General features: G+C 34.4%; 14 protein-coding genes. 12 read left to right on the plus strand and 2 right to left on the minus strand.

Annotated features, from left to right (window positions below):
* The first annotated feature begins 14 nt into the window (after positions 1-14).
* From DN410_RS14795 to DN410_RS14820, 6 genes are all read left to right on the plus strand, one after another.
* Positions 15-692: a response regulator transcription factor gene (locus tag DN410_RS14795; protein ID WP_001044686.1), complete on the plus strand. Its 678-nt coding sequence runs from the start codon at positions 15-17 to the stop codon at positions 690-692.
* A 202-nt stretch (positions 693-894) separates the two neighbouring features.
* Positions 895-2,136, plus strand: a complete 1,242-nt coding sequence (locus tag DN410_RS14800) for a S1C family serine protease (RefSeq protein WP_149177066.1) — start codon at positions 895-897, stop codon at positions 2,134-2,136.
* Positions 2,137-2,215: 79 nt separating this feature from the next.
* On the plus strand, positions 2,216-2,629 hold the full coding sequence (locus DN410_RS14805) for a CoA-binding protein (RefSeq protein ID WP_071727788.1): 414 nt from the start codon (positions 2,216-2,218) through the stop codon (positions 2,627-2,629).
* Positions 2,630-3,003: 374 nt separating this feature from the next.
* The gene (gene parE, locus DN410_RS14810) at positions 3,004-4,968 is read left to right on the plus strand and encodes a DNA topoisomerase IV subunit B (RefSeq protein ID WP_140971008.1); all 1,965 of its coding nucleotides are present in this window, start codon (positions 3,004-3,006) and stop codon (positions 4,966-4,968) included.
* Between the two features lies 1 nt (position 4,969).
* The gene (parC, locus tag DN410_RS14815) at positions 4,970-7,393 is read left to right on the plus strand and encodes a DNA topoisomerase IV subunit A (RefSeq protein WP_149177067.1); all 2,424 of its coding nucleotides are present in this window, start codon (positions 4,970-4,972) and stop codon (positions 7,391-7,393) included.
* A gap of 117 nt (positions 7,394-7,510) precedes the next feature.
* The gene (locus DN410_RS14820; RefSeq protein WP_149177068.1) at positions 7,511-8,542 is read left to right on the plus strand and encodes an oxidoreductase; all 1,032 of its coding nucleotides are present in this window, start codon (positions 7,511-7,513) and stop codon (positions 8,540-8,542) included.
* Between the two features lie 58 nt (positions 8,543-8,600).
* Here DN410_RS14820 and DN410_RS14825 read toward each other — a convergent pair whose 3' ends face one another.
* Positions 8,601-9,044: a VOC family protein gene (locus DN410_RS14825; protein ID WP_149177069.1), complete on the minus strand. Its 444-nt coding sequence runs from the start codon at positions 9,042-9,044 to the stop codon at positions 8,601-8,603.
* A gap of 57 nt (positions 9,045-9,101) precedes the next feature.
* Between DN410_RS14825 and DN410_RS14830 the strand changes: the two genes are divergently transcribed.
* The gene (locus DN410_RS14830; protein WP_149177070.1) at positions 9,102-10,076 is read left to right on the plus strand and encodes a helix-turn-helix transcriptional regulator; all 975 of its coding nucleotides are present in this window, start codon (positions 9,102-9,104) and stop codon (positions 10,074-10,076) included.
* A gap of 87 nt (positions 10,077-10,163) precedes the next feature.
* On the opposite strand, the gene DN410_RS14835 is transcribed toward DN410_RS14830, so the two are convergent.
* On the minus strand, positions 10,164-10,766 hold the full coding sequence (locus DN410_RS14835) for a TetR/AcrR family transcriptional regulator (RefSeq protein WP_179958618.1): 603 nt from the start codon (positions 10,764-10,766) through the stop codon (positions 10,164-10,166).
* A 155-nt stretch (positions 10,767-10,921) separates the two neighbouring features.
* Here DN410_RS14835 and DN410_RS14840 point away from each other — a divergent pair, with 155 nt between their 5' ends.
* The 5 genes from DN410_RS14840 (at position 10,922) to DN410_RS14860 (ending at position 15,409) form a co-directional block, all read left to right on the plus strand.
* Complete coding sequence (locus DN410_RS14840; protein ID WP_149177072.1) at positions 10,922-11,815, plus strand: ABC transporter ATP-binding protein; 894 nt, start codon at positions 10,922-10,924, stop codon at positions 11,813-11,815.
* The gene (locus DN410_RS14845; protein ID WP_149177073.1) at positions 11,808-12,614 is read left to right on the plus strand and encodes an ABC transporter permease subunit; all 807 of its coding nucleotides are present in this window, start codon (positions 11,808-11,810) and stop codon (positions 12,612-12,614) included. The genes DN410_RS14840 and DN410_RS14845 overlap by 8 nt, the downstream gene beginning before the upstream one ends.
* 195 nt (positions 12,615-12,809) lie before the next feature.
* Positions 12,810-13,343, plus strand: coding sequence for an RNA polymerase sigma factor (locus tag DN410_RS14850; RefSeq protein WP_149177074.1), 534 nt, complete (start codon positions 12,810-12,812; stop codon positions 13,341-13,343).
* Between the two features lie 12 nt (positions 13,344-13,355).
* A complete protein-coding gene (locus DN410_RS14855) occupies positions 13,356-14,354 on the plus strand; it encodes an anti-sigma factor (RefSeq protein WP_149177075.1) in 999 nt (332 codons plus the stop codon).
* A gap of 17 nt (positions 14,355-14,371) precedes the next feature.
* Entirely contained in the window at positions 14,372-15,409 is a 1,038-nt protein-coding gene (locus tag DN410_RS14860) for an LCP family protein (RefSeq protein ID WP_149177076.1), read from the plus strand.
* Positions 15,410-15,438 lie beyond the last annotated feature (29 nt).

Here is a 15,438-nt window from a genome sequence, read left to right on the forward strand (position 1 = left end):
GCGGGATAGATTATATGAATAAAACAGTATTGCTTGTTGAAGATGAAAGAAGATTACGTGAAATTGTTAGTGATTATTTTCGTAATGAAGGTTTTGAAGTAATCGAAGCAGAAGACGGAAAAAAAGCGTTAGAATTATTTGCGGAGCATGAAATTGATTTAATTATGTTAGATATTATGTTACCAGAAATAGATGGATGGTCTGTTTGTAGACGAATTAGGAAAGAATCAGCGGTACCAATTATTATGTTGACAGCACGTTCGGATGAGGATGATACATTGCTAGGTTTCGAATTAGGCGCAGATGAGTATGTAACAAAACCTTTTAGCCCGAAAGTACTAGTAGCCCGTGCCAAAACATTATTGAAACGTGCAGATGGCGTGGTAGGAGTAGCGGAAGAAAATACTATGTCTTTGGCTGGAATAGAAGTGAATCGTCTATCTAGAACTGTTTTAGTAGATGGAGAAGAAATTATATTGACGCATAAAGAATTTGAACTTCTTGTTTATTTAATGGAGAACAAAGGAATTGTATTGTCACGTCAACATTTATTAGATCAGTTATGGGGATATGATTATTATGGAGATGACAGAACAGTTGATACGCATATTAAAAAACTACGAAATAAGCTAGGCGATAAAGCGAAGCATATCGGTACTGTTATTCGAGTTGGTTACAAATTTGAAGAATAGTTGTAACGGATTGTGTACTTTAGTCTAGGAAAATGTCGCTTTTATATCCTCTTTTGCAGGTAGAATGTACAAAAAATATCTTTCTTGTCTACAATGTTAGATAAGAGTATTTTTTTAATTGGATTTCACGATGAGTTCACAAGAAGGACACAAAGCGTGACTATACTGAAAATACGAATTCACCAGAGAGGGGAAATAAAACATGGGATATTACGACGGACCAAATTTGAATGAAGAGCATAGTGAAACGAGAGAAGTGAGAAAATCGGGCAGTAAAAAGGGATATTTCTTCACAGGTTTAGTGGGAGCTGTAGTCGGGGCGGTTTCGATTAGTTTTGCAGCACCTTACATGCCGTGGATGCAAAATAATGGAGCGGCAGTTTCGTCATTTAATTCTAATCAACAAGTGGAGGGTACTGTAGCGCCTGTTGTTAATAAAGTGAAGGGCGAAACTGATTTACCGGGTATGGTTGAAGGCGCAAAGGATGTTGTTGTTGGTGTTATTAATATGCAACAAAGTGTGGATCCATTTGCGATGCAACAGACAGGGCAAGAGCAAACAGCTGGTACAGGATCAGGTGTTATTTATAAAAAATCAGGAAATAAAGCATATATTGTAACGAATAACCACGTTGTAGATGGTGCAAATAAACTTGCTGTTAAACTGAGCGATGGGAAGCAAGTGGATGCAAAATTAGTTGGTAAGGACCCTTGGTTAGACTTAGCAGTTGTAGAGATTGATGGATCTACTGTTAATAAAGTTGCAACTTTAGGTGATTCCAGTAAACTTCGTGCTGGTGAAAAAGCAATTGCAATCGGGAACCCACTTGGATTTGACGGTAGTGTAACAGAAGGTATTATCAGTAGTAAAGAACGTGAAATTCCAGTAGATATTGATGGGGACAAACGTCCAGATTGGCAAGCACAAGTTATTCAAACAGATGCAGCGATTAACCCTGGTAATAGTGGTGGCGCGTTATTTAACCAAAACGGTGAATTAATTGGAATTAACTCAAGTAAAATTGCGCAGCAAGAAGTTGAGGGAATTGGTTTTGCAATTCCAATTAATGTTGCAAAACCAGTTATTGAATCTCTTGAAAAGGACGGAGTAGTGAAACGCCCAGCTCTTGGAGTAGGTGTAGTTTCATTAGAAGATGTGCAAGCTTATGCAGTAAACCAATTAAAAGTGCCAAAAGAAGTAACAAATGGTGTTGTATTAGGTAAAATTTATCCAGTATCACCGGCAGAAAAAGCTGGTTTAGAGCAATATGACCTGGTAGTAGCATTAGATGATCAAAAAGTAGAAAATTCACTTCAGTTCCGTAAATATTTATATGAAAAGAAAAAAGTAGGCGAGAAAGTAGAAGTTACATTCTATCGCAACGGTCAAAAAATGACGAAATCAGCTACATTAGCAGATAATTCAGCTACAAAGAATCAATAATCGAAATAAAAGAAAGTCTCTTTCATATTGAAAGAGACTTTCTTTATCGGCTATACTAAAGGAATAGGAGGGATTAATTATGAAAATTGAAAACCCAACTCGTACGGAAATTGGTGAAGTATTAAAGAAAAGCAAAACAATTGCAGTTGTTGGATTATCGGATAAGCCAGAACGTACATCGTATATGGTTTCAAAAGCGATGCAAGATGCTGGGTATCGCATTATTCCAGTAAACCCAACAGTAGATGAGGTGCTTGGTGAAAAAGCAGTTTCTTCACTAAAGGATATTAAGGAACATGTTGACATTGTAAATGTATTCCGCCGTTCAGAATTTTTAATGGATGTTGCGAAAGAGTTTGTAGAGATTGATGCAGATGTTTTTTGGGCACAATTAGGAGTACAAGATGAAGATACATACAAACTTTTAAAAGAAAAAGACTATACTGTAATAATGGATCGTTGTATAAAAGTAGAACATGCGATGACAAAATAGTATAGATTGTAAAGGTAGAAAGATTGATTCAGCCCTCGTTACATTTATAAGGGCGATGAACGAGGTGTTCATCATGAGATTTTTTAAAGGCTGTTTTTGGGGATTGTTATTTGTTATCCCATTTTGGATATTGATCATTTGGATCATAAAAAAGGTTTGGAATGTATAATCTTGGAATACATATCCATTTCTCGTTGACAAACGATTATTTTTCTGAAATAGTAGCCTAGAGGAATCCTTGTGAAAAAACAAGGATTTTTCTATTGAAAATGGTATATAAAAGAGATAAGATAACTTGCCAAAACTATGGTCGAGGCGTTATTCTATAATAGAAACATATGTTCTGATTTTGGATTAGGAAAGGGGCAAGGAGTTTGGCGAAGCATCAGTTCCAATACAATGAAGATGCAATTCAAGTGTTAGAAGGACTTGAAGCCGTTCGAAAACGCCCGGGTATGTATATCGGGAGTACGGATAGCCGTGGATTGCATCATTTAGTATATGAAATAGTAGATAACTCCGTTGATGAAGCGTTAGCGGGATTTGGCGACGAAATTTCTGTCGTAATACATAAAGATAATAGTATTAGCGTTATTGATAAAGGGCGAGGAATGCCTACGGGAATGCATAAACTTGGGAAACCTACACCTGAAGTTATTTTAACTGTACTTCATGCTGGTGGTAAGTTTGGTCAAGGTGGCTATAAAACGAGTGGTGGTTTACACGGTGTTGGGGCATCAGTTGTAAACGCCTTATCAGAATGGTTAGTCGTAACGATTAAAAGAGACGGAAATATTTATGAACAACGCTTTGAAAATGGTGGTGTTCCTGTAACAACGCTTGAGAAAATCGGAAAGACGAAAGAATCTGGTACGACAATGCATTTCAAACCAGATACAACGATTTTCAGTACAACAAATTACAATTATGAAACATTATGTGAAAGATTACGTGAATCTGCATTCTTATTAAAAGGGATGAAAATTTCAATAAAAGATGAGCGAAATGATTTAGCAGATGTCTTTCATTATGAAACAGGAATTGAAGCTTTCGTTTCATACTTAAACGAAGAAAAAGATTCAATCCATCCGGTTGTATATTTCACTGGTGAACAAAATGGAATTGAGGCAGAGCTAGCGTTTCAATTTAACGATGGCTACTCAGAAAACATTCTTTCGTTTGTAAATAATGTACGTACAAAAGATGGTGGAACACACGAAGCTGGATTTAAAACAGCAATGACGCGTGTGTTCAATGAGTATGCGCGTAAAGTTTCACTATTAAAAGAAAAAGATAAAAACTTAGAAGGTACAGATATTCGTGAAGGTGTAGCGGCTATCGTTTCTGTACGTGTACCAGAAGAAGTACTTCAGTTTGAAGGACAAACGAAGGGGAAACTAGGTACAAGTGAAGCTCGTTCTTCAATTGATGCCATTGTATCAGAGCATTTAGCATACTTTTTAGAAGAAAATCCGGACGTAGCTACACTTCTTGTAAGAAAGGCAATTAAAGCAGCGCAAGCGCGTGAAGCTGCTCGTAAAGCAAGAGAAGAAGCACGTACTGGCAAAAAGAAAAAGAAATCAGAAGGTACGTTAAGTGGGAAATTAACACCTGCACAATCACGTAACCCACAGAAGAATGAACTGTACCTAGTAGAGGGTGACTCTGCCGGTGGGTCTGCAAAGCAAGGACGAGATCGTCGTTTCCAAGCGGTATTACCGTTACGTGGTAAAGTAATTAATACAGAAAAAGCAAAGCTTGCTGATATCTTTAAAAATGAAGAGATTAATACAATCATTTATGCGATTGGCGGCGGCGTAGGAAATGAATTTGATGTTGAAGATATTAACTACGATAAAGTGGTAATTATGACCGATGCCGATACAGATGGAGCTCACATTCAAGTATTGTTGTTAACTTTCTTCTACAGATATATGAAACCACTTATCGAAGCTGGTAAAGTATTTATCGCACTTCCACCTTTATATAAAGTAAGTAAAGGTAAAGGGAAGAGTGAAGTAATTGAATACGCATGGTCAGATGAGGAATTAGATGGTGTAACGAAAAAGGTTGGAAAAGGCTACATGTTACAGCGTTATAAAGGGCTTGGTGAAATGAATGCGGATCAATTATGGGAAACGACAATGAATCCTGAAACGCGTACGTTAATTCGTGTGAAAATTGATGATGCAGCTAGAGCAGAGCGCCGCGTTACAACGTTAATGGGCGATAAAGTAGAACCTCGTCGTAAATGGATTGAACGCAACGTACAATTTGGTATGCAAGAAGAAGGAAATATTTTAGAAAATGAAATGATAATGGAGACGGAGGTGGAATAACATGCAAGCAGAGAAGTTTCATGACCTCCCGCTTGAAGACGTGTTAGGTGACCGCTTTGCACGTTATAGTAAATATATAATTCAAGACCGAGCACTTCCAGATGCGCGTGACGGTTTAAAACCAGTACAAAGACGTATTTTATATTCTATGTATGTAGAAGGAAACGTCCATGATAAAGCGTTTCGTAAGTCAGCTAAAACAGTAGGTAACGTTATTGGTAATTATCATCCGCATGGTGATTCCTCTGTATATGAGGCGATGGTACGTTTAAGCCAAACTTGGAAAGTACGTAATGTTTTAGTTGAAATGCATGGTAATAATGGTAGTGTTGACGGGGATCCAGCAGCAGCAATGCGTTATACAGAAGCACGTTTATCACCGATCGCATCAGAGTTATTACGTGATCTTGATAAAGAAACAGTAGAATTCGTGTCAAACTTTGATGATACGAGTGAAGAACCAGTTGTATTACCAGCAGCGTTCCCGAACTTATTAGTGAACGGATCTACAGGGATTTCCGCTGGTTATGCAACAGAAATTCCTCCACATCATCTTGGAGAAGTTATTGATGCTACCATAATGCGCATCGATAAGCCAAATAGTACTGTTGATGATTTATTAACAGTTATGAAAGGTCCAGATTTCCCAACTGGCGGTATTATTCAAGGGATTGATGGTATTAAAAAGGCGTATGAAACAGGTAAAGGTAAAATTATTATTCGCGGGAAAGCAGAAGTTGAAACGGTTCGTGGTGGAAAACAACAAATCGTAATTACTGAAATCCCTTACGAAGTGAATAAAGCAAACCTTGTTAAGAAAATGGATGAACTACGTCTAGATAAAAAGTTAGATGGTATTGCTGAAGTGCGTGATGAGACTGACCGTACAGGTCTTCGCATTGTCGTAGAATTAAAAAAAGAAGCAAATTCTGAAGGGATTTTAAATTATTTATATAAAAATACAGATTTACAAATTCCGTACAACTTTAATATGGTTGCGATAAATAATCGTCGTCCAACACTTATGACATTACCGAAAATTTTGGATGCTTATATTGGCCATCAAAAAGAAGTTGTTACGAGACGTTCACAATATGAATTACGAAAAGCAGAAAATCGTCAACATATTGTAGAAGGTTTAAAGAAAGCATTATCGATTTTAGACCAAGTTATTGAAACAATTCGAGCTTCAAAAGATAAGCGTAATGCAAAAGATAATTTAAGTGCGAAATTTGGTTTTACAGAAGCGCAAGCGGAAGCGATTGTATCCTTGCAATTATATCGTTTAACGAATACAGATATTACAGCACTACAACAAGAAGCGGATGAGCTTAATAAGAAAATTATAGAACTACAGTCGATTTTACAAAGTGAAAAAAGATTACTTCAAGTAATTAAAACAGATTTAAAGAGAGTTAAGAAAACATATAGTGATGATCGACGCGCAATTATTGAAGATCAAATCGAGGAAATTAAAATCGATGTAGAAGTGATGATCCCACAAGAAGATGTCATCGTTACTGTAACGAAAGAAGGATATGTGAAACGTACTGGATGGCGCTCACATAATGCCTCAAACGGCAAAGACTTCGGTATGAAAGAGGGTGACATCTTACTTGAACGATTCGATACGAATACGACAGAGACAGTCCTCTTATTTACGAATAAAGGAAACTATATATATCTGCCAGTATATGAAATGCCAGATATTCGTTGGAAAGATTTAGGTCAGCACGTTGCTAATATCGTTTCACTCGACCGGGATGAAACCATTATTTGGGCAACTGTCGTACCGAACTTTGAGGAAGAAAAGCGATTTATCGTATTTGTAACAAAGAATGGTATGATTAAGAAGACAGAATTAAACCAATATAAAGTACAGCGTTACTCAAGAGCGTTCGTTGCTGTAAACTTGAAAAAAGATGATGAAGTTGTCGATATATTTGCGACAGATGGAACGAGTGATATCGTTCTTGCTACACACGGTGCATATGCACTTATTTTCCATGAAGATGAAGTAAGTCCAGTCGGTGTAAGAGCCGCTGGTGTGAAAGCAATTAATTTAAAAGAAGATGACTATGTCGCTTCTGGTAAACCATTAAATGGTGACAAAGATCAACTTATTCTCGTAACGCAGCGCGGTGCTGTAAAACGCCTAAAAGCATCAGAAATTGAGAAATCAACGAGGGCGAAGCGAGGTCTTGTTATTTTCAAAGAGTTAAAACGTAATCCATACCGCATTGTCGGTATTGAAATCGTTAGAGACGATGAACTAGTTTACATGAAGACAGAGAAACACATTGTAGAAGAAATTGATCCGAAAGCGTATCGAAATAAGGACAGGTATAGTAACGGTAGTTTAGTACTAGATGTTAATGATACTGGTGAAGTTATTGAAACGTGGACGAAAAAACGACCGGAATAAAAAGCATCTTGCCATGAATAATGGCAAGATGCTTTTTTCTAGGCAATTTATTATGTAAATAATAAAAATCTTGTTATAATAACTGGATGAAATCGTTCTCATAATTGGAGGGGCAACATGAAAAAAATAGGTGTAGGGATTGTAGGGTTTGGATTTTCTAGTACAACATTTCACATCCCATTATTACAAACGATAGAAGAATACGATATTCGTGCCGTATTATCATCAAAAGAAGAGGTAGTAAAAGAAACATTACCGAATGCTAACGTTGTTAGTACAATTGATGAATTGGTGAAGCGAGATGATATTGACTTAGTGGTCATTACTTCACCAAATACAACTCATTTTCCATATGTAAAAGAAGCGATTTTACATGGTAAGCATGTTGTTGTAGAAAAACCATTTGTTGTTTCAATTGAAGAAGGAGAAAAACTTATCGCATTAGCAAAGCAGCATAATGTCGTATTGAGCGTATATCATAATCGTCGTTTTGATAATGATTTCTTAACGATTAAGAAATTGTTAGAAGAAAATAGAATAGGGAATCTATATTCATATGAAGCGCATTTTGATCGTTTCCGTCCACATGTACGTGATCGCTGGAGAGAAAAGAATTTACCAGGATCAGGTATATTATATGATTTAGGATCGCATTTAATTGACCAAGCATTATCATTATTTGGTAAACCAGATGCGATAAGTGCAGATGTAATCAAACAACGACCAGGTGCAGAGGTTGATGATTATTTCCATGTTGTACTTCATTATGGAGTGAAGCGTGTTATTTTACATAGTAGCAGTTACGTGAAACAAGCAGGACCGCATTTTACATTACATGGAGACAGAGGTTCTATTGTGAAATATGGTATGGATTCACAAGAAGAGCAGTTGAAAAGTGGAATGAAGCCGGGCGATAACGGTTATGGAGCAGACACTGAAGAGAATTTTGCTACTTTAGAAACAGAAGAAGAGTTAGTGCGTATTCCAACAGAAGTTGGCTGTTATGACATGTATTATAAAGGTGTAAGAAATAGTATTATAAGTGGTGAGAAATTACCTGTGACAGCACAAGAAGGTTTAGATGTTATTAAACTGATTCAATTGGCGATTGAAAGTAGTGAAACGGGTAGAGTCATCACTGTAAAATAAAAAGAGACACGAACTTCGTGTCTCTTTTTAATAGGAATGAGTGAATATGGCTAATTATTTAGTTTAATCGTTTGTCATACATTAACTGGATTTGTATACCGTAAGGATCTTCAATAATCCCATACGCTTCACTAAATATATTTTTTTCTAGCGGAGAGATTATTTTCACATGCTTATCGGAAATTAAATTATTATAAAATCTTTGTATTTCTTCTAAATTAGCGCTTTGAATGCAAAGTGACATGTTATTTCCAACGTTATAACGTTCATTAGGCTTCATTGTATCTTCTGCTATCATTAGCTTTGTATTCCCAATTTGTAAAACAGAGTGAGCAATATGATCTTTATTATCACTTGTAATTTTGAAAGAACTATCTCTTTTCGCCAATTCTTCATACGTAACAATCAGTAACTTCTTTGCTTCTAAATTACGTGTATAAAAATTAATTGCCTCCTTTGCTTGCCCATTCATTGAAAGAAAAATAGCTATTTCTAATGTCATAAATATAACTCCTTTATTAGTTAATAATTATAATATAGACTAAAAAGGTTTCAATACATGACACCTTTTTGGGAGGGAATTATGAAAAAAACGGAACGAATAAATGATATGTTGATTTTCTTAAATAATAAAAGATATTTTAATTTAAAAGATTTAATGGCTAGATATGCTATTTCTAAAAGTACCGCGTTGCGAGATATTCAGTCATTAGAAGAAATAGGGGTACCAATATATTCTGAACTAGGTAGAAATGGAAGTTATAAAATTATAGAAAATAGTGTATTATCGCCAATTTATTTTAGTGTGGATGAAATGTATGCATTATACTTCTCGATTCTTACATTAAATGGATACAAGACAAAACCATTCCATATAGAAAGTATTGCGCTTGAAAATAAATTTAAACATGTATTACCTGATAATGTGCGTAAAAATATTTCAATTATGGAACGAACGCTTTCTTTTGAAGTAACAAATCATAGTAATTTTAGTCCGTTCTTAAAAGAAATTTTACAAGGGATTTTTGCTGAGCGGGTTTATCATTTAACATATTTAAAAAAAGATGAGGAGAAAGCCTTGGTCGCACAATTTATTCGGATAGAATCTAGATTTGGCCAGTGGTATGCTAAAATCTTTAATTTTGAGACAAATAATGTTCAAATAATTAGATGCGATAAAATTCTTTCTATTGTGGAAACAACCAATACTAATCCAAAAAAGCTTGAAGAATTATTAAGTTATCTTACTACTTTTCATAGAAAGCCTGATGCAATTGATTTTAGTGTCATTGTTAATCAAAAAGGAAAAGACATTTTTGATAAAGAGAATTATCCTTCCATGAGGATACAAAAAGAAAATGAAAATTACCTTATAACAGGCTATTTTAATAAACAAGAAGTTGATTTTATCTCGAGTTATTTTCTGAATTTTGGCGAAACGATTATCTCAATTCAGCCTGTTATGCTAAAAGAGTTAATCTATAATAAGGTGTTATCTATAAAGCAGCATTTAACTTTTTTAAGACAAAGTTAGTTTTAGTCATTTTTTGATATAAAAAAGCCCTTGAGATTTAAATATCCAAAGGGCCTTTTAGTGATTTTATTTGTTCTTTAGAAAAAATTATTTTTCTGGGACGGACAGTCCATAAAAGAACATCGTAACGATATCTTGTATATGTTTTTCACGATCTCCTTCAAGAAGCTGTGTCCCAAAATCATCACCTAATTTAGTGAACATTTGAATGTACAGTAACATCAGTTCTTTAGTAAGGTGAGGGTTAATTTCATTTTTTTGCTGTGCTTGTTCTAATATTTCTAAATACCATGGCAGAATTTTTTCATTTTGATACTTATAAATAAACTCTCGGAGAATCTCGTCCCTTTGCATCATTTGTAGTAACATATCAGGTTGAAATAAACCGCCAGTATTCATTTTTCTTACAATCATTTTTTGCATCATATCATGGAAAGGTAATTTTTCTTCAGCAAGCTCTTTATAATATTGAAATTCAGATATGATAAATTCTTGTATAAGTTCTCTAAATAACGCATCTTTACTTCCGAAATGGTTATAAATGGTAACCTGAGAAACGTTTGCTTCTTTTGCGATATGTTCTATTTTCACTTCATTAAATCCACGTTCTGAAAATAATAAGAAAGCAGCCTCTTTAATAGCGCGTTTTTTCTTTTCTTTCACTTTTTCAAATCCGTTCAATGCAATCACCTCAATTAAAATATACAAGAAAAAATAATGGAAAACAATATTTTTGAAATATGGACATATAAATATTTCAAAAAGTTGTTGCGAATATGAAAGATGAGGAGTACAATAATTTTGAAATATAAAGTATTAAATATTTCAAAAAATGAGGTGGAATTATGATTTCAGTTCAAAATGTCACAAAACAGTTTTCAAATGGGAAAGGTTTGTTTCATATAACCTTTGATGTAAAAGAAGGAGAAGTGTTCGGTTACTTAGGACCGAATGGTGCAGGGAAATCCACAACGATTCGCAATTTAATGGGATTTATAAAACCGACAGACGGAAAGTCTTCAATTTTCGGATTAGATTGTTGGAATGATGCTGCGAAAATTCAAAGAGAGGTCGGTTATTTACCAGGAGAAATTTCATTTATTGAAGGAATGAATGGATTAGAGTTTCTAAATTTAATGCAAGGAATGCGTGGGCTAAAGGATACGAAAAGACGAGATGAACTCATAGAACGCCTGCAATTTGATGTGAAAACACCTATTCGAAAAATGTCTAAAGGAATGAAACAAAAAGTAGGGATTGTTGCTGCATTTATGCACGATCCAGAGGTTTTAATATTAGATGAACCAACATCAGGACTTGATCCACTTATGCAGCAAGTATTTATAGATTTAATAGTAGAGGAAAAGCAAAGAGGAAAAACGATTCTTATGTCTTCACATATTTTCACTGAAATTGAGCGTACGTGTGATCGAGTAGCGATTATTAAAGATGGTCGCCTTGTAACGGTTGAAAATATTCATGATTTACAAAGTATGAGACGACAGGTGATAGATGTAACCGTATCATCGCAAGAAGAGGTTGAATCTCTTACACAATGTGATTTGCAATTTGAAGCGGTGAAAGGTAGAGAAGCGTCGATAATTGTGCAAGGAAACTATCAAACTGTTTTACAAACACTTTCAAACTATAACGTAACGGCACTTCAAACGAGAGCAATGGATTTAGAACATTTATTTATGCATTATTACGATAGGAAAGAAGGGGTAAAGCATGAATAAGCAATTGTTTTTAGCTAGTTTGAAAGAAACGCAAAAAAGCATTTTGAGTTATGCGACTGGTGCGGCGTTATATTTGTGGTTATTAATTTGGATATTTCCATCAATGGTATCAGCGAAAGGGTTAAATGAATTAATAAGTGCTATGCCTGATAGTGTGAAAAAAATTGTTGGCATGGAAAGCCCAATTCAAAACGTAATGGATTTTTTAGCAGGTGAGTACTATAGTCTATTGTTTATTATTATATTAACAATTTTTTGCGTTACAGTTGCGACGCATTTAATTGCCCGTCATGTAGATAAAGGAGCGATGGCATACTTGTTAGCAACCCCCGTCTCTAGAGTGAAAATTGCAATCACGCAAGCTACTGTTCTCATATTGGGGCTACTTATCATTGTAATTGTCACTTATGTAGCGGGTATAGTAGGTGCAGAATGGTTTTTACAAGATAATAACTTAAATAAAGAATTATTTTTGAAGATAAATGTAGTTGGAGGGCTCATATTTTTAGTCGTTAGTGCGTATTCATTTTTCTTTTCTTGTATATGTAATGACGAAAGAAAGGCGCTGAGCTATTCAGCAAGTTTAACTATATTATTTTTCATAATGGATATGGTAGGTAAATTAAGCGATAAGTTAGAGTGGATGAGAAGTCTTTCATTATTTACGCTGTTTCGTCCGAAAGAAATAGCTGAAGGAACGTATAATATATGGCCAGTAAGTTTAGGTTTAACTGCTGGAGCACTCTGTATCTTCATAGTAGCGATTGTAGTGTTTAGGAAGAGAGATTTACCGTTATAAAGTAGGAAGTCCACTGAAAAGGTGGGCTTTTTTGTTTGTAAATTTGAAGCGATATGTTTACAACGTAGCATCCTAAATTGGATGTTTATCATTTGTTTTATAAAAATATTCAAAAAAATGAACCTTTCGCTAGGCTCCTCCGTCTAATATGTGTAAAGTTAAATTTGAAGTGAGGATGAAACAGGAGGAGCAATTGTGAAAGTAATCCCTTTATATAAAATAATTGTAAAAGAAGAAACGGATGTTTCCTTAGCAAAAAAAGGTGATCATGAAGCGTTTATGGCACTTATACATACTGAAAAGATGAAGATGTATCGAATTGCAAAGGCGATGTTACATGATGAGACAAATATAGAGGATGCCATACAGACAACAATTTTAAAGGCTTATGAAAATATAAAAAAACTAAAAAAAGAAGATTTTTTTCAAACTTGGCTCATTCGAATTTTAATAAATGAGTGTAACAATATAATTCGGTCGTATAAAAAAATAATTGTAATCGAGGATCATGATAATAGTATGGTAGCATTCGATCGATACGAAGATATTGATCTTTGTAATGCTATTCAGTCTTTAACGGAAGAACTAAGAGCTGTAACCGTACTTTATTATTACGAAGATATGAATCAAGAAAGTATTGCAACGCTTTTGGAAATTCCAAAAGGCACGGTTAAGTCAAGGTTGTCACGTGCGAGGGAACAATTAGAAGAGCGACTAAAGATGGAATAGGGGGTGTATAGGATGGATAGTGAAAAATCATTTGATGAGAAGTTAAAGAAGAGAATAAGAGATGAAAATGTTATATTTCCACCAGAGTTAAATGAAAAGATTAATAATACACTGCATAATCTTCCTGTGAAAAAGAAGGGTTATAGAGTTCATATGATGGTTATTAGTGCTGCTGTTCTAGTGATTTCAATGATATCTATGTCTGAGTTTTCTATACAAAGTTTTGCGCAAAACGGCGGAGTATTTGAATATGTAAAGAAAAAGGCATTTTCTGATTACGAAAATGAAGAGGAAATAAAGTCGAACGTAAATTACCCAGATAAAGAAAAGATTCATCAAAAGATGCTTGATTCAATTGATCATTTTAAAAATATTTCAGGACAATTTGAGGAGTATTCTAGCTCTTCAAGAATTGCTACAACATATAAATATGCAATTGATACAGAAAAACAAAGAGGTATATCTTCTAAAGAAGATAAACTATCGAAAAAACGAACGCTTATATATAACGAGGGCAAGAAAAAAGAATTTGATGACGAGAAGTATACATATAAAGAGACAAAATGGAGCCCGAAAGAAAGAAACAATGAACTATTAAAATTAAATCCTACAGAAAGGTTATTGAGAAAATCAGGTGAGAAAAAAAGATATGATGATGAATATGTGGGATTCGCGAAGTATAGTATTCAATCAGAATTTGCTGATCTATTAATCCGATATAAAGATTGGAATTATAAAGAAACGAAGTATCTTGGACTTGATTGCTACAAAATAGAAGGGACAATAAACATAGAAATGCCTGTAAGTACATCTGAAGATTTAAGAGGGAAATTTGAAATGGTTGTAGAGAAAAATACAGGGATTATGTTAAAATTCCTTAGTTTCCACGAAGGTATGATTCAATATTCGATTACGACCGAATGGATACAAATAGATAAAGGATTGAAAGAGAATGCATTTCAAAAGGAAAGCGTTAATTATGAGAAATTGAAAAATATATTAGATGAATAGAAAACGGAGGAAACTATATGGAGAATCACTCTTCTTCAAGAGAAAAGAAAAATAAACGAAAATATAAAAAGACAACGATAATAAGTGTATTGTTAGCAATATTACTATTTGGTGGAGTTGGGTATGGTACTTACGTATATATGAAAACTTCTAATCTCGTACAAAAATCAAATGTTAATTTAGCACGTGGTGAAAAATCAAATTTACGTGAGGAAACTGTAAAACCGATTACCAATAATGTTTCACTTTTAATTATGGGAATTGATGAAAATCAAGAACGCCAAAAGGAGTATAATGGTGCATTTCATACAGATGCGTTATTATTGGCTACTTTTAATAAAGACGATAAGACTGTGAAATTAACAAGCATACCACGTGATACATATACATATGTCCCAGTTGAAAAGAAAAAGGATAAAATAACGCATGCATATGGAAGTGGTTTCGTTAAAAATGGTAAAGATGGAGGGCCGCAAGCTTCAGTGGAAGCGGTAGAAAAATTATTACAAGTGCCTGTTGATTATTTTGTGAAGTTTAATTTTAATTCATTTACTAAAATTGTTGATGGGTTAGATGGGATTGAAGTAGATGTCCCGGTTGAATTTACGGAGCAAAATAGTAAAGATGAACCTGACGCGATTCATTTGAAAAAAGGACTACAAAAATTAACAGGGGAAGAAGCACTTGCATTGGCAAGAACGCGTCATATTGATAGTGATGCAATGAGAGGACAGCGCCAACAACTTGTTATTGAAGCGATATTAAGTAAATTAAAAAGTGTAGGATCGATTACGAAGCTAGAAAAAATAGTTGAGGCAGTTGAAGGTGATTTTAAAACAAATTTAGTAATGGATGATATTTTATCTTTTTATAAATACGGTTTAAACTGTTCAGTTGAAAAAATACAATTAGCTGGTGATGATTTATATTTACCTAATGGTCCAAATGGGCAACGTGTATATTATTATAATCCTAATAAAAAAGATCTACAGAGTTTGAGTAATACTCTTAGAACACACCTTGGATTAAGTGAGAAGCAGATTGAGGAGAATTGAAGCAGATGTAATGTCTGCTTTTTTATCTC

This window comes from Bacillus sp. SH5-2 (genome assembly GCF_008368905.1).
In the GTDB taxonomy this organism is placed as follows: domain Bacteria; phylum Bacillota; class Bacilli; order Bacillales; family Bacillaceae_G; genus Bacillus_A; species Bacillus_A luti.